Origin of the sequence: Streptomyces sp. NPDC021020, from assembly GCF_044333285.1 — a bacterium.
Lineage (GTDB): Bacteria > Actinomycetota > Actinomycetes > Streptomycetales > Streptomycetaceae > Actinacidiphila.
The window spans coordinates 57,664-80,035 of sequence record NZ_JBIRQQ010000006.1; the positions used below are offsets into that span (position 1 = coordinate 57,664).

A 22,372-nucleotide genomic window follows, 5' to 3' on the forward strand; every position below is an offset into this window, starting at 1 on the left:
GGGCGCGGGGAACCGGCCGCCCGGCCCCCGCCGGCGGACGGCCGCGCAACGGCCCGGATCGGCCCGGATCGGCCCGGATCGGCCGGCTCACCCACCGCCGGCGGCGAGAAGCTCCGCCCCCAGCGCCGTCAGGCTGTGAAAGCTCCACCGCCCGCTGCGCCGCGTCACCACGAGCCCCGCCCGCCGCAGCACGCTCGCGTGCTCGCTCGCCGAAGCGGGCGACAGCCCTACCCGCCGCGCGAGCTGGCCGGTCGTCACACCGTCCGCGACGACCTCCAGCACCGCCGCCCTGCTGTGCCCGATCAGCGCCGCCAGGGCCTCGTACGGCGCCCGGCCGCCCGGCGGTGGCGCGAACGGGTGCGGGGCGCCCCCGCCCGCGCCCGCGCCGACGTCGTAGTAGAGCGTCGGCTGCTCGTCGTCCGGATCGCACGGCACGTACCCGCCGAAGGCCCCGGGCGCGAGGACGAGCCCGCGCCCGCGCAGGTGGTAGTCGTACGCGAGCGGCGCCGTCGTCCGCACTTCCAGCACCGGCGGCCGCCACCGCACATGGGGCCCGAGGCCGCCCAGCACGTGCTCGACACCGCCCTCCCCCAACTGCCGGGTGCGAGCGGCGCGGTCGGCGGCCAGCGCGGCGGTGATGCGGCGCCAGAACGGCGCAACGGCCACCCGGTGGTAGGTGCGTACGGCCGCGGCGAGGCCTGCCACGGTGGCCGGGTCCCCCGCGGCGAGGTGGCGGGTCCAGCCGGGCAGCGGGCGGTGCCGCCCCACATATTCCAGGTCGGCGCGCAATACCCGCGAGGGCGTGCCGAGCAGCCGTTCCAGCTCCTCCTCCAGGCTCTCCAGGCCGATGTGCGGGCGCAGGAAGCGCGGCACCGGATGCGCCGGGTCGGAGGCTGTGAGCTGGGCGAAATACGTCTGCCAGGGCCGCTGCGGGCGCGGGGCCGGGGCGTCGAGGAGCGCGAACCCGGCGCGTACCAGGCGCCGCCAGTCGTCGAGCCGCGGGCCGCCCGCCCGCTGGGTGAGGCGGAAGGCGCTGAAGGTGGCGGCCGCCAGCGGGCTGGGGCGGCCCGCGATCCGGGTGCGGGCCAGGTCGGTCAGCGTGAAGTGGATGCGCACGGACGTCCCCCCTTCGCTCCGGCTCCCGCCCGGCTTTCGCTTCGACCAGGGCCGAAACGTAGCGCCGTCGTCCTCCTCGCCAGGCACCGTGGTGTGTGCGGCGCTTTCGAGCGTACGGGGGAGCCCGGGAGCGCCGCCCACGATCGGCCGTCCGGCGACAGGGCGGCGGCGGACACACGGAACGGGAGGACGTGGCATGAAGGCACGGCAACGGGACGCGGAGCGGCGGGCAGGCGCGCCGGACGGGGACGAGTGCGCACGGGCCGCCCGGCGGAACTCCGCCCGGGTGGCGGGCGCGGCGGCGCTGGCCGCGGGCGCGCTGGTCGCCGCCCTCGCAGCGCCGGTCCAGGCGCAGGCGGCGCCCGCGAACGCCGTCCCGGACCTGCCGGGCGTACCGGCGGACGTGCAGGGCCTCCGGGGCCTCCAGGGCCCGGTGGTGACCTACCCGACCGAGTCGCCCAGGGACTACCCCGCGGGCGAGGTGTGCACTTTCCCCACGCACACCGAATTCCCGGTGAGCGACCTGCGGATGCGGACCTGGACGGACTCCGCCGGCACCCCCGTCGTCGCCATCGAGGACGGCCCGCTGCTCATGAAGGTCACCAACGTGGACAGCGGCAGGAGCATCGTGCGCGACATCTCCGGCACGGGCGTGATCACCTATCCCACCCCCGACTCGTACATCCTCAGCGGCAACGACTGGTCGGCCGGTTTCCACACCGCCGACCGGCCCGTCCACAACAAGTGGATCGTGGCGAGCACCTTCATGTCGGTGAAGGTCACCACGGTCGGTGGCGGGACGAGCAGGGAGCTGCTGGCCCTGAGCGGTCCGTACGAGGACATCTGCACGACGCTGTCCTGACGGGCCCTTCGTCCGCGGCATACTGCGACGGCGCCGCAGTATGCCGGTCCGTCACCCGGCCTGCGGGAGCGCGCCGTCCCGTTCCCGCGCGCCGGCGGACGTGCGGGCCTCGATGGCGTGCAGGACCGCGACCATGTCGCCTTCGCCGTGGCCCATTGCCACGGTTTCGGTGAAGAGGGCGTGGCAGACGTCGAGCAGCGGGGAGGCGAGCCCGGCCGCGCGGGCCGCGTCGGCGATGAGCCGGTTGTTCTTCAGCACGTCCACCGCGCCCGCCTGGACGGCGAAGTCGCGCTCGCGCAGCTTGGGCGCCTTCATCCGCGAGACCGCGCTGGCCATGGGCCCGGCGTCGAGCACCGCGAGGAAGCGGTCCCGGTCCAGACCGTGCCGGTCGGCGAAGTGGTAGGCCTCGGTGAGGCCGGTGACCATGGTGATCAGGAAGAGGTTCACGGCCAGCTTCGTGAGTAGGGCGTTCGGCACCGGGCCGCAGTCGACCGCGTCCCGGCACATGGGCGCGAGCAGCGGCCGTACGGCGTCAGCCGCCGCCTGCTCACCGGCGAGCATCGCGACCAACTGCCCGCCCTCCGCGGGCACGCGCGACCCCGACACCGGCGCCTCGACGTAACGCCCGCCCGCCGCGCGGACGTCCGCCTCCAGCGCGTGCGAATAGCCGGGCGAGGTGGTGCCCATGTGGACGAGAGTCCGTCCCCGCACCCGTCCGGCGAAGGAGTCCGTACCGCGCCCGAGGACGTCGTCGACAGCCGCACTGTCGGCGAGCATCAGGAAGACGACGTCGCAGGTACGCAGCACCTCCGCGGCGGAGCCGGCGACAACGGCTCCCGCCTCCCGCAGTTCCGCGCACTTGGCAGGTGTCCTGTTCCACACCGTGAGCGGCGCGCCCGCCGGTTGCCGCCGCTGGAGGTTGAGCGCCATGGGCCGCCCCATGACGCCGAGCCCGAGAAAGCCGATCCCTCTTCCGTTTCCGTGCATGCGGGCGCGCCCTTTCCGCCGTGCCGCGCCGGGGCTCCCCGGGCGGGCCGAGGCCGGGTTGCGGCCTATGACGCGCGTCATAATACTGGTCCCTATGACGACCGTCATAGGGACCTCGGCCCGGCAGCCCGAAGACGCGGAGCCGCCTCTTCCCGAGGCGGCCGCGGCCCGCACGGCGTACGGCGCCTCGGCCGCGACCTCGCCTACGGACTCGGCCGCGTCCGGGCGCTGGCGGACGGAGCCCGTATGCCCTTCCGACGCGTCCGCGCTGCACGCCCTGTTCGCGGCCTGCTCGCCCGAGACGGTCCGGCTGCGCTTCTTCGGCCGGGTGCGCGCGCTCCCGGCGGAGTATCTGGAGCAGGTGCTCGCGGGCAGCCCGGACCGTCACGACGCGGTTGTGGCGTACGCGCGCGGCGGCTCGCGGACCCGGCTGATCGGCCTGGCCAGCCTCGCCATGCCCGCGAACGTCGCAGGCGACGGGGGCGACGGGGGCGACGGGGGCGAGACGGTCCCGGAGCTGGGCGTCCTCGTCGGCGACCCCTGGCAGCGGCAGGGCGCCGGCCGCGCGATGCTGGAGCTGCTGCTCGCCCGGGCCCGCACCCGCGGCGTCCGGCGCGTCGCGGCGACCGTGCTGCCCGGCAGGCCCGCACTGCTCGGCGCGCTGGGGCGGCATCTTCCCGCCGCGCACCTGGCGTACACCACCGACGGCCCGAGCGGCGTCTATAAGCTGGACCGACCCTGAGGAGGCCGGCGATGACCGCACCCCGCACCCACGGCCCGCGGGAGCGTATGGTCTTCGCCGCGGCCCAGCTCATCCGCCGCGACGGCGTCGGCGCGACGGGCATGCGCGACATCGCCGCCCGCGCCGAGGCGCCGCGCGGCTCCCTCCAGCACTACTTCCCCGGCGGCAAGGAACAGGTCGTCAACGAGGCCGTCTCCTGGGCCGGCCGCTACGCAGGCAAGCGCGTCGACCACTACCTGGCCGCCCTGCCGGAGCCGTCGCCCGGCGCCCTCTTCGCCGCGATGGCCCAGCAGTGGATCGACGAGTTCGAGTCCACGGGCTTCCGCACCGGCTGCCCGGTGGCAGCCGCCACCGTCGACTCCACGGCCTCCACCCCCTCCGCCCGCGCGGCGACGGCCTCCGCCTTCACGGCCTGGACCACCCCCCTGGCCACGGCCCTGGTCACCCTCGGCGTCCCCGCCGAACGCGCCCCCGCCCTGGCGACCCTGATGGTCTCCGCCCTGGAGGGCGCGATCCTCCTCTGCCGCGCCCACGAGTCCACCGCCCCCCTGACCACGGTCACCACCGAGCTGACCCCGCTGCTGGACGCGGCCGCCCGCCCCTGAAGCCGCTCCCGCGCGAGAGGCCGCGGCGACCGCCGGGGGCCGGCGTGACCGGCCCGCGGGGAGACCCCGGCATCAGCCGCAGCCGTACGGGGTCGCCCAGTCGGCGTGACCGGCCCGCGGGGACAGCCGCCCCGGCCCCGGTCCGCGGCGCCCCGCGCGGCTGGCTCCGGCCCCCGCTCCGGTCGCGCCGGCCCCCGCCCGTGCTTACGCTCCGAATCAGCGGGTAGCCGCCCATCCGTCCACCCGCCCGCGCAAGCGAAAGGCCGACAGATGCCGAACGACACGATCATCGTCGGGGTCGACGGCTCGGCGCCCTCCGTGCAGGCCCTGCGCTGGGCCGGCCGGCAGGCCGAGCTGACCGGCGGGAGGCTCGTCGCCGTCATGGCCTGGGAGCTGCCGGGCGCGTTCGGCTGGGCGGGCGTCCCCGGCCTCCCGCAGGATCTGGACATGGAGGAGCCCGCCGTCCAGGCACTCGCCGAGGCGGTCAAGGACGGCCTCCCGCCGACCCAGGCCGAGACCGTCGAGCAGGTCGTCGTCCTGGGCAACCCGGCGCAGGCGATCCTGGACCGCGCCGACGAGGAGGACGCCGACCTCATCGTGGTCGGCGTCCGCGGCCACGGCACCTTCCGCGCCACCCTGCTCGGCTCGGTGAGCCACACCGTGACCGTCCACGCGGACTGCCCGGTGGTCGTGGTGCGCGGCGGCGAGGACGTCCCGGAGACCGCCGGGGCGCCGGACAGCACGCCTCAGGAATAACGCGGCTCCCTGCTTTGTCAGGCCCCTGCTCAGAGTTATCCACAGCCTGGGCGACGGGCGCTCGTGAGGGCTGCCCGGCGGAGCATGATGGAGGGCATGAACGAGACGACCGGATCCGCCAGCGGGTCCGCACCCGCATCCGACGCGGCGCCCGCCGTATCAGCCCAGCCCGTACCACCGGCCTCGCCCTCGGCCCCCCCGGCCGCCACCACCGCGCCCGGGGCCCCGGCCACCCTCACGGCCCCTCCCCCCGCGCACGCGCAGGAGGCCCCCGCGGGTCCCGCCGCCTCCGCGGCTGTCACGGCCGCCGCGGCCGAGCGCGCCGCGTCCCGGCGCGAGCCCCACGGCCGCCTCCCCGACTGGGAGAAGAGGTACCGCGCGCCGCGCGTGGGCCTGCCGGAGTGGGCGGAGGACGCCCCGGAGCGCAATCTGTACGTCTCCGACGTGACGGGCACGTTCGAGCTGTACGCGTGGGATCGCCGCACGGGCGAGCGCCGCCAGGTCACCGACCGGCCGAACGGCACGACGGACGGCACCCTGAGCAGGGACGGCGAGTGGGTCTGGTGGTTCTCGGACACGAACGGGGACGAGTTCGGCGTGTGGATGCGCCAGCCGTTCGGCGGGGGCGAGGACATACCGGCCGCTCCCGGCCTCGCCCCGTCCTACCCCGCGGGCGTGGCCCTCGGTGTCGGCGGCGTCGCGGTCGTCGGCCGCTCGACGGACGACGAGGGCACGACCGTGCACGTCGTGCCGCCGGACGGCGCGGAGCCCTACGAGATCTACCGGCACGAGGAGTCCGCGGGCGTCGGCGACCTCTCGGAGGACGGCACGCTCGTCGTCGTCGAGCACACCGAGCACGGCGACGCGATGCACAGCGCCCTGCGGGTGCTGCGGGTCGCGGACGGCTCGGTGGTCGCCGAGCTGGACGACACCGAGGGCGGCGTGCGCGAGCTGGGCCTCGACAGCTGGGGCTTCGCCCCCGTGCCCGGCGATCCGCGGCTGCTGGTCGGCCACCAGCGCTCCGACCGCTGGCTGCCGCTCATCTGGGACGTGGCGAGCGGCGAGCAGACCCTCCCGTCGATAGACCTGCCGGGCGACGTGCAGGCCGAGTGGTATCCGGACGCCGGCGCGCTGCTGCTGGTGCACGACTACCACGCCCGCAGCGAGCTGTTCCGGTACGACCTGGCGGACGGCACGCTGACCGCGCTGGACACCCCGCGCGGTTCGGTCGGCGGCGCCACCTCCCGGCCGGACGGCACGGTGGAGTATCTGTGGTCCTCGGCCGAGCGCCCGCCCGCGGTGCGCTCCACCACCGGTGCGGTCGTGCTGGAGGCGGCGGGACTGCGGGCACCCGACTCGGTGCCGGTGGAGGACGTCTGGGTGGAGGGACCGGGCGGCCTCATCCACGCCCTGGTGCAGCGCCCGCCCGGCGCCGGGCCGGACGCCGCACCGCTGCCGACCGTCTTCGAGGTGCACGGCGGCCCGACGTGGCACGAGTCGGACGCCTTCGCGGCAGGCCCCGCCGCCTGGCTGGACCACGGCTTCGCGGTGGTGCGGGTCAACTACCGCGGGTCGACCGGTTACGGCCGGGAGTGGACGGACGCGCTCAAGCACCGGGTGGGCCTCATCGAGCTGGAGGACATCACCGCGGTCCGTACGTGGGCGGTGGAGTCGGGTCTGGCCGACCCGGCCCGGCTGGTGCTCACCGGCGGCTCGTGGGGCGGCTATCTGACACTGCTGGGCCTCGGCACCCGGCCGGGCGACTGGGCGGTGGGCATAGCCGCGGTGCCGGTCGCCGACTACCCGACGGCGTACGCCGACGAGATGGAGGCGCTCAAGTCGCTGGACCGCACGCTCTTCGGCGGCTCCCCCGCCGAGGTGCCCGAGCGCTACGAGGCCTCCTCGCCGCTGACGTACGTGCAGCAGGTCACCGCGCCGGTCTACATCAGTGCGGGGATGAACGACCCGCGCTGCCCGATACGCCAGATCGACAACTACGTGGAGCGGCTGCGGACGCTGGACAAGCCGCACGAGGTGTACCGCTACGACGCGGGCCACGGCTCGCTCGTCGTGGAGGAGCGCATCAAGCAGGTCCGGCTTGAGCTGGCCTTCGCCCTACGCCACGTGGGCGGCTGACCCGGTCCTCGCCCCGGCTCCGGCCCCGGGTCCCGCGCCCGGGCCGGACGGGGGGAGGATCCCCAGCTCGGCGTCGGCGCGGGCCTCGGCCTCCCGCCGGGCCAGCCGGAAGTACATGAAGACGACGAAGCCGGCGAAGACGAACCACTGGCCGGTGTAGCCGAGGTTCTGGAAGGCCTTGAGGTCCAGCCCGCTGTTCGGTGGCGCCACCGGCGGCACGGGCTTCAGGGGCGCCGCGGCCTCGGAAGCGGTGATCCAGCCGTTGTAGACGGGATACGGAAGGAGGTTGACCAGGGACGCGGCGCTGATGATGCCCAGCTGCCCGGAGGGGAGCCCGCCGGGCGCGGTGGGTACCCCGTTGCTCCCCGCCGTCTCCGGGTATTGCAGCGCGCCGGTGACGGTGACCTCGCCGGAGGGTGCGGCCGGCACCGCCCCGCCGCCGGCAGCGCCGTCCGCCGAACCGCCCGAGGGCACCGTGCCCGGCAGCCAGCCGCGCACGACCGGCAGCGCGGCGCCGCCGTCGAGCCGCAGCGGGGTGAGCACGTAGTAGCCGTCGTGGCCGTCCAGCCGGCGGTCCGGGACGAGCATCTGGTGCGCCGCGTCGTAGCGGCCGGTCGCGGTGACCTTGCGGCCGGAGTCGTCCGAGGGCACGTCGGCCCTGGTGTCGGGCAGCACCCCGGCGAGCGGTACGGGCTTCTGCTCCGCCGCGTGGGCCTGGGAGTTCTTCGCGTCCCGGTGCTGGTCCACCCGGAATTCGAAGCGGCTCAGCTGCCAGGTGCCCATGAAGACGCACACGACGACGGCGAGCACCACGAACACGCCGACGGCCAGCCAGCGCGGGGTGAGCAGGAACCGGTACACACCCCCACGGTACGGGGCAGCGCCGCACCGCCCGCCACCGGGACCCGGTCCTGCCGCCGGGCCCTGGTCAGGGTGGGGCGTCCGGGCCGGTCAGGGGCTCGCGGGCGGGCTCTCCGCGATCGGCCCGGTGGTGTAGACGGTGCCGGCGCAGGCGTCCTGGAGGGTCGGGCCGACGATGAGCGGCGCGCCGGCGGCGGGGGTGTGGGTCAGCGCGATGGCGGCCGGCGCCGCCGTCCCGGTCGGGGTGCCGGCCGACTGCCCGCCGTCGGCCGGGCCGTCCGGCTTGCCCGCGGCGGCGGAGCCCGCCCCGTCCGCGCTGTCGGCGGCGGCGGAGGTGTCGGTGGGGGTGGGCGACGTGGTGGGGCCGACCGTCGGCGAGCTGGTCGGCGGGCAGCCGCCGGGCCCGGTGTCGGCGGGCACCCAGGCGAAGGCGACCTCGTACGTCTGGCCCGGGACGAGGACGAGCGGCTGCGGGTCGGCGGCGGGCGGGGGCAGCTCGGTGGCGGCGTCACCCGCGGTGTGGTTGACGACGGTGATCTGCCCGGGGTCGGCGGCGCCCTGGGCGATGGCCCCCACGGCGGCCGGACCGGGCGGCACGGTGCAGGCGGAGTCGGAGACGTTGGCGACGCGGAACCACCCGTGGACGTGCCCGTCGGCTCCGGGGACGGCGTTGCTGCTGCCCCCGCCGAGCTGGGTGCTGGAGCAGGCCGGGAGGCCGGCCGTCGGGAGACCGCCGGGGCTGGTGGCCGGGCCGGCGGAGTTGCCGCTGCTGCCGGGGGCCGTGGCCTGCGGGCCGGAGGCGTCGTCGCCCGGCCCCGTGGCGTCCTCCCCGGCGTCGCCGCTGGTGCCCCAGGCGTCGGCGCGGCCTCCGTCGTCCGGCTGGGAGGCGCGCGGGCTCCCGGGACCGGCGGGGGCCGCGGTGGGGCCGCCGGTGGCGCCCGCGGCGTGGACCAGCGCGGGCACCGCCGCGCCGACCAGCAGCAGGGCCGCGACGCTGCCGGCCATCGCCTGCCGCCGGTGCAGCCGCCGGGCGGGCACGGCGTGGCGCAGGTGGTCCAGCGCGCCGGGCGCGGGCCGCAGGTCCCGCACAGCCTGGTGGAAGAGGACGCGCAGCTCCTCCTCGCCGGTCTCGCCGAAGGCGCCGGTCTCGGCTGAGGCGCCCGGGGCGGGGGTGTGGTGGTGCCGGTTCATGATCTCGGGGGTGTCGTCGTCGTATGCGTCGGGGGCTGGGCTCATGTCGTGCTCTCCATCGCGACCCGCAGGGCGGCGATGCCGCGCGAGCCGTACGCCTTCACCGAGCCGAGCGATATCCCGAGCGTCTCGGCGACCTGCGCCTCGGTCATGTCGGCGAAGTAGCGCAGCACCAGCACCTCGCGCTGCCGCCGCTGGAGGGAGCGCATCGCGGCCTTGAGCTGGTCGCGCTCCAGCAGCTCGTACGCGCCCTCCTCCGCGGAGGCCATGTCGGGCATGGGCTTGGAGAGCAGTTTCAGCCCGAGGATGCGGCGGCGCAGGGCGGAACGCGAGAGGTTGACCACCGTCTGGCGGAGGTAGGCGAGGGTCTTGTCGGGGTCGCGGACCCGGCTGCGGGCGGAGTGCACCCGTATGAAGGCCTCCTGCACGACGTCCTCGCAGGAGGCGGTGTCGTCCAGCAGCAGGGCGGCGAGGCCCAGCAGGGCGCGGTAGTGCGCGCGGTAGGTCTCGGTGAGGTGGTCGACCGTGGTGCCGGCGGCCATCGCGGCGTCAGTGCCCCCGCGTCCGTCGGCTCGTCCCGCTGCCCCGTCGGCGTGCCTGCCCGCGTACTCGTCCGTCTGCCCGTCCGCGTACGTGTCGTCCGGCCGGCCGTCCTGCCCGTCGTCGGTCGTCGCCGTGTCCGGTGCGGCGGGCGTCACCCGCGCCACCGGCCAGGGCGCGATCACCGGAAGCCCTCCGTACGGCGCCCGCTTCGTTCCGGCGGGGCGGGCCGCAGGGGCCGGGTCGGCCGGGCGCGCCGGACGGACCGCGGGTGCGACCGCCGTTCGTCCCAGTGCCGTATCGATAGCCAGTGCCTCCGCCACGCCAGTTGGACACGCATCCCCCTGTCAGGGTTGTACGCGCAAGGCACTCCACCCGACGGAGCGTCATATATCCCCATGCGCACCAGCTCTTCCCTCAGCGCCAGATTTGCACCGACGGCCCCCGTCCACATTCGGTGTGTGCAGCACCCCGGACAGCACCCGGTAGCGCGCTGACACAAAGACGCTCCCCCGCGGCCGGCGGTTGCGGCCACGGGGGAGCAAATTCTCCAGGGTTGTACGGGCGGATTCAAGTGGTCCAGACCATCTTCCGACCGGATTCGGCCAGTTTCGACCTGATTTGCCGGAATCTGCCCGCCGGAAACCCGGGAAACCCGGGAAGCTCAGCGGCCGGTGCCGCCGTAGACCACGGCCTCGTCGCTGTCGCTGTCCAGCCCGAACGCCGTGTGCACGGCCTGCACGGCCGCGTTCACGTCGTCGGCCCGGGTGACGACCGAGATGCGGATCTCGGACGTCGAGATCAGCTCGATGTTGACCCCCGCGTTGGACAGCGCCTCGAAGAAGGTCGCCGTCACACCGGGGTTGGTCTTCATCCCGGCCCCGACCAGCGAGATCTTGCCGATCTGGTCGTCGTAGCGCAGCGAGTCGAAGGCGATCACCGTCTGCGCCCGCTGGAGCGCCTCCATCGCCTTGGCGCCCTCGGCCTTCGGCAGCGTGAAGGAGATGTCGGTCAGCGCGGTCGTGGCGGCCGACACGTTCTGCACGATCATGTCGATGTTGATCTCGGCGTCCGCGATGGCCCGGAAGATCGTCGCCGCCTCGCCCGGCTTGTCCGGCACCCCGACGACCGTGATCTTCGCCTCCGAGGTGTCGTGCGAGACACCGGAGATGATCGCCTGCTCCACTGGGCTGCCTCCTTGCGATACGTGGTGCGGCACCGGCCGCGGTTCCAGCCCCTCGGGCCGTTCGTTGCTGACCCAGGTGCCCGGGAGTCCGGAGAAGGACGAGCGCACATGGATCGGGATGTTGTAGCGCCGCGCGTACTCGACGCAGCGGTGCAGCAGCACCTTCGAGCCGGAGCTCGCCAGCTCCAGCATGTCCTCGAAGGCGATCCAGTCCATCTTGCGGGCCTTCTTCACCACCCGCGGGTCCGCGGTGAAGACGCCGTCGACGTCCGTGTAGATCTCGCAGACCTCGGCGTCCAGCGCCGCCGCGAGCGCGACCGCCGTCGTGTCCGATCCGCCGCGCCCGAGCGTGGTGATGTCCTTCTTGTCCTGCGACACACCCTGGAAGCCCGCGACGATCGCGATGTTGCCCTCGTCCAGCGCGGTACGGATCCGGCCCGGCGTGACGTCGATGATCCGCGCCTTGTTGTGCACCGAGTCGGTGATCACACCCGCCTGGCTGCCGGTGAAGGACTGCGCTTCGTGGCCGAGGTTTTTGATCGCCATCGCCAGCAGCGCCATGGAGATGCGCTCTCCCGCGGTCAGCAGCATGTCGAATTCGCGGCCCGCCGGGATCGGCGACACCTGCTCCGCGAGATCGATCAGCTCGTCCGTCGTGTCGCCCATCGCCGAGACCACCACGACGACCTGGTGGCCGTTCTTCTTGGTGTCCACGATCCGGCGTGCGACCCGCTTGATGCCTTCGGCATCGGCGACAGAGGAGCCGCCGTACTTCTGCACGACAAGGCCCACGTGCGCTCCTCGCTCAGGGATGTGAATGCGGTCGGCCCAGTTTAACGAGCAGGCACGATTCGCCCGGAACGTATCGCATGGTGAGATGTGACGCTCAGAGAATGATCACGCGATCAGCCCGGCCGCCGCGCCGGGCCCCGCGGTCGGCCCACCGACCCGCCCCCGCGCAGGCCGCCACCCGCCCCCGCGCAGCTCACCGAGCCGGGCGCAGCCCCATCGTCCCCAACTCGGCCTCCATGACGCGGCCGGCCTCCTCCGCCAGCTCCTCCTCGTCGTCCGCCTCGCCGCCCGTGTCCAGCCCGTCCAGCTCGTCCAGCGGGCTGTCCAGCCGGACGTGCGCCACCAGCGACTGCAGGGCCCGCAGGCTCGCGCTCGCCGTCGACCCCCAGTTGGACAGGTAGGAGAACTGCCACCACCACAGCGCCTCCGACACCCGCCCGGCCCGGAAGTGCGTGAGCCCGTGCGTGAGATCGGCCACCACGTCGGCCATGTCGTCCGAGATCCGGCAGGCCACCGGCGTCGACCGGGGCACGTACGGGTCGAAGACCTCGGAGTAGACGTCGATCGGCTCCAGCAGCGTCGCGAGACGCTGCCGCAGGTCGTCCTCGTCGGGCTCGGGCCCGGCGTCCGGCTCGTAGCGCTCGTCGGGCACGAAGTCCTCGTGCGCCCCGAGCCGCCCGCCCGCCAGCAGCAGCTGCGAGACCTCCAGCAGCAGATACGGCACGGCGCTGTCCGGGTCGTCGCCCTTGCCGATCTCGCGGACCGAGAGGATGAAGCTCTCGATCTGGTCGGCGATCTGGACGGCGTACTCGTCCGGTTCCTGCTCGCGCGGCAGCGCCACCACGGGATCGACGATCCCTGCGGCGCCGCCCGCCGGGCTTTCCGGGCTCCTGTTCACCACGGTCTCAGACATCGAGCAACCGCCTCCCTTCGAAGGCCCGCCCCAGCGTGACCTCGTCCGCGTACTCCAAGTCGCCACCCACCGGCAGGCCGCTGGCCAGGCGCGTCACACGCAAACCCATCGGTTTGACCGTCCGGGCGAGGTACGTCGCGGTCGCCTCGCCCTCCAGATTGGGGTCGGTCGCCAGGATCAGCTCGGTGACCGAGTCGTCCGCGAGCCGGCGCAGCAGCTCCGCGATCCGCAGATCGTCCGGCCCGACCCCGTCGATCGGGCTGATCGCCCCGCCCAGCACGTGGTATTTCCCGCGGAATTCGCGGGTGCGCTCGATCGCGACCACGTCCTTGGGCTCCTCGACGACGCAGATCACCGACGGGTCGCGGCGCGGATCCCGGCACACCCGGCACAGCTCGTCCTGCGCGACGTTCCCGCACACCTGGCAGAAGCGCACCTTCGCCTTGACCTCCGCCAGCACGTGCGCCAGCCGGCGCACGTCGGCGGGGTCGGCCTGCAGGATGTGGAAGGCGATCCGCTGCGCGCTCTTGGGACCCACGCCGGGCAGCCTGCCCAGTTCGTCGATCAGGTCCTGGACCACGCCTTCGTACACGCCGGGTCGCCTTTCGGGGAGTCGTGGGGATTTCGGTCACCGGCCGCCCGGTCGTCCGATCCGATCGTCCGATCGGTACGGCAGGGGCCGACGGTCCGATGGTCAGAAGAGTCCGGGCAGCCCGCCGCCGAGGCCCTGCGCGAGCGGGCCCAGCTTGCGCTGCTGCACTTCCTGTGCCGCCTCCGTCGCGTTGTGCACGGCGGCGACCACGAGGTCGGCCAGCGTCTCGGTGTCCTCCGGGTCGACGGCCTTGGGGTCGATCACCAGCGCGCGCAGCTCGCCCGCGCCGGACACGGTCGCCGTGACCAGCCCGCCGCCCGCCGAGCCCTCGACCTCGGTCCGGGCCAGCTCCTGCTGGGCCGCGGCCAGGTCCTGCTGCATCTTCTGCGCCTGCTGGAGCAGCGCCTGCATGTTCGGCTGACCACCGGGAATCATGGTTCGCTCCTGCCTCGCATCGTCCGCCGGACGAGCTTCGTCCTTGGTACCGACTTCTCTTACCGGTTCTTCGTACCGGGTTCTCGTCCCGGATTCCTCCGGCACCCGATTCCTCGTACCGGTCCGGTCCGTCTCTCGATCGTCTCGCACCCTGCCGTCCGTGACACGCCGAGCCTACGTGTTCGCCCCCTGCCGCGCCCTACGCCGTACGGAGGATCGCGCCACCCGCGGACTCCGCCGGGAGTAGCGGGTGCGCAGGCCCAACGGCGTACCCGGTGCACCGTCTGCCCGCTGCCGGGCAGGTCAGTCCGCTTCCGGGGAGGAACCGCGGGCGGTCAGTCGTGCCGGATCTCCTCGACCACGGTCGCGCCCAGCTCGCGGATGAACAGATCGTGACCACTGAGTGCGGAATCGACGAGGTCGGGGTCGTCGTCCTCGGGGATGTCGTCCTCGATCGGGGGCGGCACCTCGTCGGTCATGAGCCGACCCCCCTGCCCGCCGGGCGCCTGACCTGGCGGTACGTCCCCGGGCCCGGACGGAGCGGGGCGGGGCGCGGGCGGTGCGGCCACGGCGACGGGCGCGCTGGTGCTGCCGCCGGACGCGCCCGGTCCGCCGCCGGGCGCGGTGGTGGGCGGTGCGGTACGGGCGGGGGCCTGGACCGAGCCGTACGCGTCCGGGCTCGCGGGCGCGTAGGACGGGGAGGGGGACGCGGGTCCGGGCGGGGCCTGCGGGGGCGCGGGCGGGCGGGGGGAGCCGCCGAAGCCGCCGGGGGCGCCGCCGCCTCCGCCGAAGCCTGCGGGACCGGGACCGGGGCCGCCGCCCGGACCGCCGCCGGAGGGGTCGACGATGGCCTCGATCCGCCACTGCACGCCCAGGGCGTCGCTGATGGCCTGCTTGAGGACGTCCTCGCTGCCGTTGTTGGCGAAGCTGTTGCGGGCCCCGGGGTTGTCGAAGCCGATCTGCAGCGTCTCGCCGTCGAATCCGGAGACCTGGGCGTTGTTGAAGAGCAGCATCCACGTGAGGCGGCGCCGGCTCTTGACGGCCTCCAGGATCTGCGGCCACATCTGCCGTACCCGCGAGGGATCCCCGACCCCCGCGGAGCCCCCCTGCGGGGCGGCGGGCGCGGGAGCAGCGGCGGGCGGGGCCCCGGGGGCCGCGGCGGTGGGCCAGGCCCCGCGCCGGGCGGGGGCGTCGGCGGGAGGTACGGGCGCGGGCGCGGCCGGCGGCTCCGGGGGCGCGGCCGCAGGTACGGACGGCGGGGCCACCGGGGCGGGGGCCGCGGCGGCGGGCGGCGCGACCGGCGGGGGGCCCGCCGGGGCGGGCGGCGCGACCGGCGCAGGGGCGGCGGGCGCGTAGCCACCGCCCGCGGGGGCCGCGAACCCGCCGCCGCCACCGGCACCGCCCCGCTCCAGCCGCTCCAGCCGCGCCTGTACGGACCGCTCGTCGTCGTAGGCGGCGGGCAGCAGCACCCGCGCGCAGATGAGCTCCAGCTGCAGCCGCGGCGAGGTCGCCCCCCGCATCTCCGTCAACCCGGTATTGACCAGGTCGGCGGCACGGCTCAGCTCGGCGGCGCCGAAGACCGAGGCCTGCGCCTGCATCCGCTCCAGGACGTCCCGCGGGGCGTCGATGAGCCCCTTCTCCGCGGCGTCCGGCACAGCGGCGAGGATGACCAGGTCGCGCAGCCGCTCCAGCAGGTCGGCGACGAACCGACGCGGGTCGTGCCCGCCCTCGACGACCCGGTCGACGATCTGGAAGACCGCGGCCCCGTCCCCGGCGGCGAAGCCGTCGACGACGTCGTCCAGCAGCGCCGCGTCGGTGTACCCCAGCAGCGCGGTGGCCATGGCATATGTCACACCGTCCGCCCCGGCCCCGGCGAGGAGCTGGTCCATGACCGACATCGAGTCGCGCACGGATCCGGCCCCGGCCCGTACGACCAGCGGGAAGACCCCGTCCTCGACGGCGATGTCCTCCTGCCCGCAGACCTCCGCGAGGTAGTCCCGCAGCGTCCCCGGCGGCACGAGCCGGAAGGGGTAGTGGTGCGTCCGCGACCGGATCGTCCCGATGACCTTCTCGGGCTCGGTCGTGGCGAAGATGAACTTCAGGTGCTCCGGAGGCTCCTCGACGACCTTGAGCAGCGCGTTGAAGCCGGCCGAGGTGACCATGTGGGCTTCGTCGATGATGTAGATCTTGTACCGGCTGCCGGCGGGCCCGAAGAACGCCTTCTCCCGCAGGTCACGGGCGTCGTCGACACCACCGTGCGAGGCGGCGTCGATCTCGATGACGTCGATCGACCCCGGCCCGTTCCTGGCCAGGTCCCGGCACGACCGGCACTCCCCGCACGGCGTGGGCGTGGGCCCCTGCTCGCAGTTCAGACACCGCGCGAGGATCCGCGCACTGGTCGTCTTCCCGCACCCGCGCGGCCCGCTGAACAGGTACGCATGATTGACCCGGTTGTTCCGCAGGGCCTGCTGCAACGGGTCGGTGACATGCTCCTGCCCGATGACCTCGGCGTAGGTCTCGGGACGATAGCGGCGATACAGAGCGAGCGACACACCACGAGCCTATCCGCGCCCACCGACAACCGTCCCCACCCACACAAAGACCCCCCACGCACCCGCCAGAGCCCACCTACCCTTGCTGCCTTCCGGCCCTGGGGGATTTCAGCGAGATAGCGCCACGTGAGGGGCTACGCCCACCCTACCCGATCCCCCCCACCCCGAACGAGTTCGCCCCCACCCCCCTCCGTCTTGTACTGTTCCCCACGGAGGATTCGCCTAGTGGCCTAGGGCGCACGCTTGGAAAGCGTGTTGGGGGCAACCCCTCACGAGTTCGAATCTCGTATCCTCCGCCAGTGCCTCACCGGGCACGACGTCGAAGGGCCCCACCGTCCGCGGTGGGGCCCTTCGACGTCGAGGGTTGCAGTTGCCGTGATCGGGCAGCGGGAGGCTGCTGGTCCGAGCGGGTTCAGGGCAGTCCGCTGATCCTGTCGGCGGTGTTCTTGAAGAGCAGGCGCGGTCGGCCAGCAGAGCCATATGTTCGCTGGTTGCGAGTCGCCGACGTCACCATGCCCACCGGCATCACCACCCGCCCGCGAGACGAACGCGGGTACCCCGTGCCGGCGATCACTCCCTGGGAGGACGGAGTCCCCCAGTTTGCGAGCACCAGCATGGGCCGGGTGTTCCTTTGCGTCGCCGAGCGGCGATGCACGGTCTGCGGCCGGGAGATGCAGCCTGGGCCGGTCTGGCGGGTCGTCGATGGAGACGAAGCGGAGATGATCGATGCCGTCCTTGGCCTTGGTAAGGAGTTCCTCAACAACGCCCCGACGGCTGAAGCCCCTGGCCACCGGACGTGCATGATCTACGCCGCTATGGTGTGTCCTTTCCTGAGCAGCCCGGAAGGCCGACGGGGCGAGGCTTCGAACATGTACGGAGAGGACCTCCCGAAGGGGGACGCTCGAGGTACCGGAGGCGCGGTCGTCGCCTACAACGACTACGAGTTCAAGCAGACACCCGCCGGGCAGGGCGTTGAGGACGCGGTTGGTCAGGTGCTGGTAGCGGCGGCGCATGCGGGCGGATTGGCCGGGTTCCCAGCCCATGGTCGCGTCGACGACGGTGTCCGAGACGCCGAGGATGAGCAGGATGGTGCCCGCGGTGTGGCGGGCGTCGTACAGGCGGCTGTCGCGGAGGCCGGCGGCCTCCAGCAGCTCCTTCCACTTGTGGTGGTCGGTGTTGGGGTTGAGCGGCTCCCCGGTCGGTGAGGTGAAGACGTACCCCTTCTCGACCCACAGGTCGCGGGCAATGGAGCGCTCCCGGTCCTGTTCGTCGCGGTGCTGGACGAGGAGCTTCATCAGCTCGTCGGGGACGCCGATGGGGCGGCGTCCGGCGCGGGATTTGGTCTCCTTCGTCTCGCGGCGGACGTTGACCTTCTGCGGGCAGTAGCCCGGCTTGCGGCCACACGTGTCGCCGCAGCCGTGCTGGTAGCGGGGCCGCGGTGAACGACCAGCACTCCGAGGTCGAAGTCGACGTCCGCCCACTTGAGGCCGAGCGCAAGGGCGATGACCCACCGTGCGGCGTTCCGCCGGCGGCCGGCCACCTCCAGGAGGCGCTGCACCTCCTCCACCGTGTAGGGCACCACCTCTTCCTCCACCAGACGCGGGGCTTTCGCGATGGTGGCCGGGTTCTCGGCGAGGTGGCGGCGGCGCCTGGCCTCGTCGAGGGCCGCGCGCACGGTGCGGTGTGCCTGGTGGGCGGTTCCGGCTGAACTGCCGTTGTCCTGCATCTTCTTGTAGAAGCGCTCCAGGTGCTCGGACTCCAGCTTCGCCAGGCGGTGTGCGCCGAGTCCGGGTATGAGGTGGTGACAGACCGCTACGCGGTAGCCGTCGATGGTGTTCTCGGAGACGTGCAGGGCCCCGACTTCTCGACCCAGTGGGTCAGCCAGGACTCGACCGTCCACGTCTGACCGGCTTCTCCACCCGCTCTTCCGTCAGGCGGGTTGCGCGGGTGCGGCCCCCAAGGCCCGGATCGCGAAATCGATCGTGGTGGTCAGGCGGTCCAGGCTGTGGCCGGCGCGCTCCCGCACCCGCAGACCGAGCACCGTCGTGAACAGCAATTCCACGGCTCCGCCGATGTCGAGATCGGTGGACAGCTCGCCTCGCTCCCGCCCCTCGGCCAGCACCGCACGGAGGGCTTGCCGGGTGACCGCGAACGCGGCCTCGGTCCGCTCCTGGACCTGGGTGTCCGTGGTGCCGAGTTCGGTGGCGGTGTTGACCACGAAGCAGCCGCGACCGGATTCGCCGTCGGCCGGGCAGGTCACCAGCCACAGCATCCACTCCCGCAGCACCTCACGAACCGGTCGGTCACTCGCGTCCAGACGCCGGTAGGCCTGCGTCGACTCGTTGGCCCGGTAGTGGTCGAGGGCGCGCAGGAAGAGCGTGTGCTTGTCCGTGAACGTCCGGTACAGGCTGCTGGGCGTGAGCTTCAGCTCGTCGCCCAGGTCGCGCACTGAAGTGGCGTGGTAACCGCGCCGCCAGAACAACTCGGTCGCCGAGGCGACCGCGTCGTGCTCGTCGAACTGTCGAGGGCGTGCCATGGGTCCACCCTACCCACCTTGCGGAGCGTTCGCTCCCATACTAGGGTCCCGATTCGGGAGCGATCACTCCCGAATCGTTGGAGGAGGATCCGTTGACGACCGCAGAGCAGACCCCCGCCCAGACGCAGGGGGCAGGAACCCCGGACCGGAGTCGCTGGCCGGCGGTCTGCGCGGTGACACTGGGCACCTTCGCGTTGGTGACCGCCGAGCAACTGCCGATCGGTCTGCTCACCTCCGTGGGGTCCGGACTGTCGGTCTCCGAGGGGACGGCGGGACTGACAGTGACGGTGCCCAGCATCGTCGCCGGGTTCGCGGCACCGCTGGTCCCGGTGGTCGTCGGGTCACTGGACCGCCGCGTGCTGCTGCTCGGGCTGATGGCCCTGATGACCGTCGCGAACCTGGGCTCCGCACTGGCGCCGGACTTCGCCCTGCTGGTGGGCTTCCGGGTGCTGGTCGGTATAGCCGTCGGCGGCTTCTGGGCGGTCGCCGCCGGCTTGGCGGTCCGGCTCGTCGCGCCTGCGGACGTGCCTCGCGCCACCACGGTCATCTTCGGCGGCGTCGGAGCCGCGAACGTGTTCGGGGTCCCGCTCGGCACCCTGGTCGGTGACCTGACCGGCTGGCGCATCGCCTTCTCCGCGCTCAGCGCCCTGGCGCTCGTGACCCTGATCGCCCTGCTGGCGGTACTGCCAAGGCTGGTCGCTTCCCAGGCCGTCCGGCCCAGGCTGCTGACGGAGCAGTTCCGGAACCCGGGCGTGCGCGTCGGCATCATCGCGACGGTGCTCCTCGTGTTCGGTCACTTCGCCGCTTACACGTTCGTGAGCCCGGCACTGCAGAAGCTGTCGGGAGTCGACGAGCACTATGTCGGTCCGCTGCTGTTCGGATTCGGTGCGGCCGGTATGGTCGGCAACTTCGTCGCCGGCTCGGCGCTCTCCCGCCGCGTCCACCGCAGCGTACTGACCATCGCCGTAGCCATGACCGCAGCGTTGCCGCTCTTCCTGCTCCTGGGCCGGACCGCGACCGGCGGCGCCATCATGCTGATCGTCTGGGGTCTGGCCTTCGGCGGTGTGTCGGTGGGCCTCCAGACCTGGATGATCAAAGCCGCTCCGCAGGCCGTGGAAGCGGCCTCCTCGCTGTGGGTGGCGGTGTTCAACCTGTCCATCGGTTTCGGCGCGCTGGCCGGCAGCATCATCGTCGACACGCTCACGCTCCAAGGCCCGCTCTGGCTCGGCGGCGCGTGCGCCCTGCTCGCCGCGCTGGTGCTCTGGACCGCCCGTACCAACGAAGCCTTGCGCTGACCGCACCCCAACGCCGAAGGCCAGGCCAACACGGCCACCCTGGTCGAACGGGCCATCCGCATCGCACTTCGCAGTCGCAGTTGCATTCGCTGCCGTTCAGCGCGGTCCAGCACATCTCTGCCCGCCCCCTTCACCCCAGGTCAGGACGCTGGCGAACACAGCTGAACCCCCGGACGAGCAGTTGGAAAGCGTGTTGGGGGCAACCTCTCGCGAGTTCGAATCTCGTATTCTCCGGCCGGGCTCGCCAGGTGAGCCCTGCGGTGCCCGCCCTTTCCCTGTTCGCCTGGCGGGCCGGCGCACTCGACCCGCCGCGCCGGCGTTCAGAAGAAGGTCGGCAGGTGCCAGCCCCGCCAGCCGGGTGGGTAGGTGCCGTCGCGGATGAGTTCGGCGCGTGAGGCAGGGCGCCCGCCTGAGAACAGGTCGAGGTACTCGGCAATCGAACGGCGTAGATCGTCCGGGTCCGCGGCATGGCCCGCGTAGCGCTCCCAGGGCCCGTCGGTAGCGAGGAACTCCTGTGCGCGGTGGGCGTCGAGGCGGTCGTCGAGATGAAGCAGTGCGGCCAGGGCCATGCGCGGTCCGTCTTCGTCGCCCCGGGGCAGTGCGACGCGCAGGTACCTGACCAGTGTTTCGGCGTCCTGGTCCCCGCCGAGGCAGGCCGCGGCCGGCCCGAGGTCCGCCATGCCATGATGTTCTTGCTCCGCCGCCATCTCCGCCAGGCAGTTCCGCAGGTCCACCCGCCGGCCGGCGGCGATGAGCCACAGACCCACGCCCTGCTCGCGCCATCCCAGGCGAAGCAGCGTCTCCAACTCGCGCGCCGTGGCCCGCCGGGCGTCCCGGCGCAGCCGCCGCTGGAAGAGCCGCAGGCGAGGAAGAGGCAGCAGCAGGGCCGCTCCCGAGAACACGTACCAGTACCGTCCGTGCGCCTTCACGTACCGACGGGTCACCCGCAGTTCCAACGCCCGTTGCGGATCCCGCGTGCGGATCTCCACCCCGAGGCCGTACAGCGCCTCCCACCTGCGCCGAAGGAGGTTGACCGGGTGGAGCGGGAACATGGTCCTCCTCCTTGCGCGCATCAGTCAGTTGCAGGACGAGAGGAAACGTAGCGCGGCGAACGCCCGGCTGACAGCTCCGCGGTCATGCCCAGCACCGCCTTTGGGCCTCCGCCGCGCATGGACGCCAAGGGGGACCGCCACCCATGCGCCTGCCTGGTAGCAGGCTCGAAGCACCAGGAGTATGGTGCCTTGTATGGCGAGTAAGAAGGTAACGGTGACGATTCCCGAGGATCTCCTTGACGAGATCCGCGCGGAGGCGGCTGAGCGCGGCCTGTCGGCGTACGTCGCCGAGGCACTGCGGGTCAAGCGCGACCGGGACCGGCTCGTGGAACTCGTCGGCTGGCTGGAGGAAGAGCACGGCCCGGTCACCGAGGACGAACGCATGACGGCCCTCGACGAGCTGCACAGCCTCGACGCCGAGCACGAGCGTCGTCGGGCCGGCAGCGTCGGAGACGCCGCGTGAAGAAGCGAGGCGGCGAGCACGGGCCCCCGCTCCGGGTCTTCGTGCTCGATTGCGAAGCCTTGTCCCTGGCCGTACGCGGCGACCGGAAGATGATCGCCTGGCTCGACCTTGCGGCCCGGGGCGAAGCCGAGGTGGTGACATCCCCGATGACGTTGGTCGAAGCGTACGACGGCAGGACCACCGAGCAGCGCTGGGACTGGGTGCTCTCCCGCCTCAAAGTCGCCGACATCGGAAAGGACGAGGCCCGACAGGCCCGCCGACTCCTGGCCGACACCAAGTTGCACGGGCACAAGTACGCGATCGACGCGGTGCTCGCCGTGGTGGCACGACAGCAGCAGGGTCAGGTCACCGTCTTCACCTCGGACGTCGACGACCTGGAGAAACTGGTCCCGGACACCGTCGTCGTCAAGAAGGTATGACACCGTCGTCCGGTCTCAGTTCTGGTCTCATTAGGGGAGCCGACTCGCCGGTCGGTGGATGTGCCGCCCAGGGTCAGGTCTTCTCGGATCGCACGCAGTGCGCGAACCACTCGGGCCATCTCCTCCAGGCAAGCGGCCAGTGCGTGCTCCACCCCCTCGCCGGCTGCGCCGGAGTGACGTGCGCGCCGCGGCGGCGCCTCCTTGAGCTCTCGACTCGGAGGCCCGGAGTCAGCACGGGCAGCCGGGCATTTTCTGGTCTTGCGGGAAGACCGCTGTCCGACTCTGCCGTCTGTGCATCCAGCGATGTATCATGACGTGCATCGTTGATATCCACGGAGGTA

22 protein-coding genes, 1 tRNA gene and 1 other RNA gene are annotated in these 22,372 nt (G+C 73.0%); 9 read left to right on the plus strand and 15 right to left on the minus strand.

The window, feature by feature from the left end; translation table 11 throughout:
- Window positions 1–87: 87 nt before the first annotated feature.
- Window positions 88–1,116 carry an ArsR/SmtB family transcription factor gene (locus ACH4SL_RS18805; RefSeq protein ID WP_398446811.1) on the minus strand — a complete coding sequence of 343 codons (1,029 nt, stop codon included), beginning with the start codon at window positions 1,114–1,116 and terminating at the stop codon, window positions 88–90.
- 196 nt (window positions 1,117–1,312) lie between these two features.
- Here ACH4SL_RS18805 and ACH4SL_RS18810 point away from each other — a divergent pair, with 196 nt between their 5' ends.
- Window positions 1,313–1,978 carry a hypothetical protein gene (locus ACH4SL_RS18810; protein ID WP_398446816.1) on the plus strand — a complete coding sequence of 222 codons (666 nt, stop codon included), beginning with the start codon at window positions 1,313–1,315 and terminating at the stop codon, window positions 1,976–1,978.
- A gap of 51 nt (window positions 1,979–2,029) precedes the next feature.
- Here the strand turns inward: ACH4SL_RS18810 and ACH4SL_RS18815 are convergent, their stop codons facing one another.
- On the minus strand, window positions 2,030–2,965 hold the full coding sequence (locus tag ACH4SL_RS18815; protein WP_398446818.1) for an NAD(P)-dependent oxidoreductase: 936 nt from the start codon (window positions 2,963–2,965) through the stop codon (window positions 2,030–2,032).
- 94 nt (window positions 2,966–3,059) lie between these two features.
- Here ACH4SL_RS18815 and ACH4SL_RS18820 point away from each other — a divergent pair, with 94 nt between their 5' ends.
- The 4 genes from ACH4SL_RS18820 (at window position 3,060) to ACH4SL_RS18835 (ending at window position 7,204) form a co-directional block, all read left to right on the plus strand.
- Complete coding sequence (locus tag ACH4SL_RS18820; protein WP_398446820.1) at window positions 3,060–3,707, plus strand: GNAT family N-acetyltransferase; 648 nt, start codon at window positions 3,060–3,062, stop codon at window positions 3,705–3,707.
- A gap of 11 nt (window positions 3,708–3,718) precedes the next feature.
- Window positions 3,719–4,312: a TetR/AcrR family transcriptional regulator gene (locus tag ACH4SL_RS18825; RefSeq protein WP_398446823.1), complete on the plus strand. Its 594-nt coding sequence runs from the start codon at window positions 3,719–3,721 to the stop codon at window positions 4,310–4,312.
- 270 nt (window positions 4,313–4,582) lie between these two features.
- Window positions 4,583–5,068, plus strand: a complete 486-nt coding sequence (locus ACH4SL_RS18830) for a universal stress protein (RefSeq protein WP_398446825.1) — start codon at window positions 4,583–4,585, stop codon at window positions 5,066–5,068.
- A 96-nt stretch (window positions 5,069–5,164) separates the two neighbouring features.
- Window positions 5,165–7,204, plus strand: a complete 2,040-nt coding sequence (locus ACH4SL_RS18835) for a S9 family peptidase (RefSeq protein ID WP_398446827.1) — start codon at window positions 5,165–5,167, stop codon at window positions 7,202–7,204.
- Here the strand turns inward: ACH4SL_RS18835 and ACH4SL_RS18840 are convergent.
- The 9 genes from ACH4SL_RS18840 to ffs all read right to left on the minus strand — a co-directional run bounded on the left by ACH4SL_RS18840 (window position 7,184) and on the right by ffs (window position 16,405).
- Window positions 7,184–8,065, minus strand: a complete 882-nt coding sequence (locus tag ACH4SL_RS18840; protein WP_398446829.1) for an SURF1 family protein — start codon at window positions 8,063–8,065, stop codon at window positions 7,184–7,186. The genes ACH4SL_RS18835 and ACH4SL_RS18840 overlap by 21 nt on opposite strands.
- A gap of 90 nt (window positions 8,066–8,155) precedes the next feature.
- The gene (locus ACH4SL_RS18845) at window positions 8,156–9,301 is read right to left on the minus strand and encodes a hypothetical protein (protein ID WP_398446831.1); all 1,146 of its coding nucleotides are present in this window, start codon (window positions 9,299–9,301) and stop codon (window positions 8,156–8,158) included.
- Window positions 9,298–9,981 (minus strand): SigE family RNA polymerase sigma factor, encoded by a 684-nt coding sequence (locus tag ACH4SL_RS18850; RefSeq protein WP_398446833.1) that lies wholly within the window; start codon window positions 9,979–9,981, stop codon window positions 9,298–9,300. The genes ACH4SL_RS18845 and ACH4SL_RS18850 overlap by 4 nt, the downstream gene beginning before the upstream one ends.
- Before the next feature lie 479 nt (window positions 9,982–10,460).
- Window positions 10,461–11,774, minus strand: a complete 1,314-nt coding sequence (locus ACH4SL_RS18855; protein ID WP_398446836.1) for an aspartate kinase — start codon at window positions 11,772–11,774, stop codon at window positions 10,461–10,463.
- 193 nt (window positions 11,775–11,967) lie between these two features.
- Window positions 11,968–12,687: a DUF5063 domain-containing protein gene (locus ACH4SL_RS18860; protein ID WP_398446838.1), complete on the minus strand. Its 720-nt coding sequence runs from the start codon at window positions 12,685–12,687 to the stop codon at window positions 11,968–11,970.
- Window positions 12,680–13,279 carry a recombination mediator RecR gene (gene recR, locus ACH4SL_RS18865; RefSeq protein ID WP_398446840.1) on the minus strand — a complete coding sequence of 200 codons (600 nt, stop codon included), beginning with the start codon at window positions 13,277–13,279 and terminating at the stop codon, window positions 12,680–12,682. The genes ACH4SL_RS18860 and recR overlap by 8 nt, the downstream gene beginning before the upstream one ends.
- Before the next feature lie 102 nt (window positions 13,280–13,381).
- Window positions 13,382–13,714 (minus strand): YbaB/EbfC family nucleoid-associated protein, encoded by a 333-nt coding sequence (locus ACH4SL_RS18870; protein ID WP_398446843.1) that lies wholly within the window; start codon window positions 13,712–13,714, stop codon window positions 13,382–13,384.
- Window positions 13,715–14,049: 335 nt separating this feature from the next.
- Entirely contained in the window at window positions 14,050–16,266 is a 2,217-nt protein-coding gene (locus tag ACH4SL_RS18875) for a DNA polymerase III subunit gamma and tau (protein ID WP_398446845.1), read from the minus strand.
- Window positions 16,267–16,308: 42 nt separating this feature from the next.
- An RNA gene (gene ffs / locus ACH4SL_RS18880) (signal recognition particle sRNA small type) lies at window positions 16,309–16,405 on the minus strand.
- Between the two features lie 72 nt (window positions 16,406–16,477).
- On the opposite strand from ffs, the gene ACH4SL_RS18885 reads away from it, so the two are divergent.
- Window positions 16,478–16,565: transfer RNA gene (locus ACH4SL_RS18885), tRNA-Ser, on the plus strand.
- On the opposite strand, the gene ACH4SL_RS18890 is transcribed toward ACH4SL_RS18885, so the two are convergent.
- The 3 genes from ACH4SL_RS18890 to ACH4SL_RS18900 are packed head-to-tail and all read right to left on the minus strand — an operon-like array spanning window position 16,536 to window position 18,802.
- The gene (locus tag ACH4SL_RS18890) at window positions 16,536–17,561 is read right to left on the minus strand and encodes a tyrosine-type recombinase/integrase (protein ID WP_398446847.1); all 1,026 of its coding nucleotides are present in this window, start codon (window positions 17,559–17,561) and stop codon (window positions 16,536–16,538) included. The genes ACH4SL_RS18885 and ACH4SL_RS18890 overlap by 30 nt on opposite strands.
- Entirely contained in the window at window positions 17,561–18,166 is a 606-nt protein-coding gene (locus ACH4SL_RS18895; protein WP_398446849.1) for a tyrosine-type recombinase/integrase, read from the minus strand. Before ACH4SL_RS18895 ends, ACH4SL_RS18890 begins: the two co-directional genes overlap by 1 nt.
- Window positions 18,167–18,196: 30 nt before the next feature.
- On the minus strand, window positions 18,197–18,802 hold the full coding sequence (locus ACH4SL_RS18900) for a TetR/AcrR family transcriptional regulator (RefSeq protein ID WP_398446851.1): 606 nt from the start codon (window positions 18,800–18,802) through the stop codon (window positions 18,197–18,199).
- Between the two features lie 92 nt (window positions 18,803–18,894).
- Between ACH4SL_RS18900 and ACH4SL_RS18905 the strand changes: the two genes are divergently transcribed.
- A complete protein-coding gene (locus tag ACH4SL_RS18905; RefSeq protein WP_398446853.1) occupies window positions 18,895–20,097 on the plus strand; it encodes an MFS transporter in 1,203 nt (400 codons plus the stop codon).
- Window positions 20,098–20,417: 320 nt separating this feature from the next.
- On the opposite strand, the gene ACH4SL_RS18910 is transcribed toward ACH4SL_RS18905, so the two are convergent.
- Window positions 20,418–21,149 carry a DUF6000 family protein gene (locus tag ACH4SL_RS18910; protein ID WP_398446856.1) on the minus strand — a complete coding sequence of 244 codons (732 nt, stop codon included), beginning with the start codon at window positions 21,147–21,149 and terminating at the stop codon, window positions 20,418–20,420.
- Between the two features lie 193 nt (window positions 21,150–21,342).
- Here ACH4SL_RS18910 and ACH4SL_RS18915 point away from each other — a divergent pair, with 193 nt between their 5' ends.
- Window positions 21,343–21,612, plus strand: a complete 270-nt coding sequence (locus ACH4SL_RS18915; protein ID WP_398446858.1) for a CopG family transcriptional regulator — start codon at window positions 21,343–21,345, stop codon at window positions 21,610–21,612.
- Window positions 21,609–22,031: a PIN domain-containing protein gene (locus tag ACH4SL_RS18920; protein ID WP_398446860.1), complete on the plus strand. Its 423-nt coding sequence runs from the start codon at window positions 21,609–21,611 to the stop codon at window positions 22,029–22,031. Before ACH4SL_RS18915 ends, ACH4SL_RS18920 begins: the two co-directional genes overlap by 4 nt.
- Window positions 22,032–22,372: the final 341 nt, after the last annotated feature.

Coding starts and splice junctions, on each gene's coding strand:
- ACH4SL_RS18810 (WP_398446816.1), top strand. CDS start 1,313: ATGAAGGCACGGCAACGGGACGCGGAGCGGCGGGCAGGCGCGCCGGAC.
- ACH4SL_RS18815 (WP_398446818.1), bottom strand. CDS start 2,965: ATGCACGGAAACGGAAGAGGGATCGGCTTTCTCGGGCTCGGCGTCATG.
- ACH4SL_RS18820 (WP_398446820.1), top strand. CDS start 3,060: ATGACGACCGTCATAGGGACCTCGGCCCGGCAGCCCGAAGACGCGGAG.
- ACH4SL_RS18825 (WP_398446823.1), top strand. CDS start 3,719: ATGACCGCACCCCGCACCCACGGCCCGCGGGAGCGTATGGTCTTCGCC.
- ACH4SL_RS18830 (WP_398446825.1), top strand. CDS start 4,583: ATGCCGAACGACACGATCATCGTCGGGGTCGACGGCTCGGCGCCCTCC.
- ACH4SL_RS18835 (WP_398446827.1), top strand. CDS start 5,165: ATGAACGAGACGACCGGATCCGCCAGCGGGTCCGCACCCGCATCCGAC.
- ACH4SL_RS18845 (WP_398446831.1), bottom strand. CDS start 9,301: ATGAGCCCAGCCCCCGACGCATACGACGACGACACCCCCGAGATCATG.
- ACH4SL_RS18860 (WP_398446838.1), bottom strand. CDS start 12,687: ATGTCTGAGACCGTGGTGAACAGGAGCCCGGAAAGCCCGGCGGGCGGC.
- ACH4SL_RS18870 (WP_398446843.1), bottom strand. CDS start 13,714: ATGATTCCCGGTGGTCAGCCGAACATGCAGGCGCTGCTCCAGCAGGCG.
- ACH4SL_RS18890 (WP_398446847.1), bottom strand. CDS start 17,561: ATGAAGCTCCTCGTCCAGCACCGCGACGAACAGGACCGGGAGCGCTCC.
- ACH4SL_RS18900 (WP_398446851.1), bottom strand. CDS start 18,802: ATGGCACGCCCTCGACAGTTCGACGAGCACGACGCGGTCGCCTCGGCG.
- ACH4SL_RS18910 (WP_398446856.1), bottom strand. CDS start 21,149: ATGTTCCCGCTCCACCCGGTCAACCTCCTTCGGCGCAGGTGGGAGGCG.
- ACH4SL_RS18915 (WP_398446858.1), top strand. CDS start 21,343: ATGGCGAGTAAGAAGGTAACGGTGACGATTCCCGAGGATCTCCTTGAC.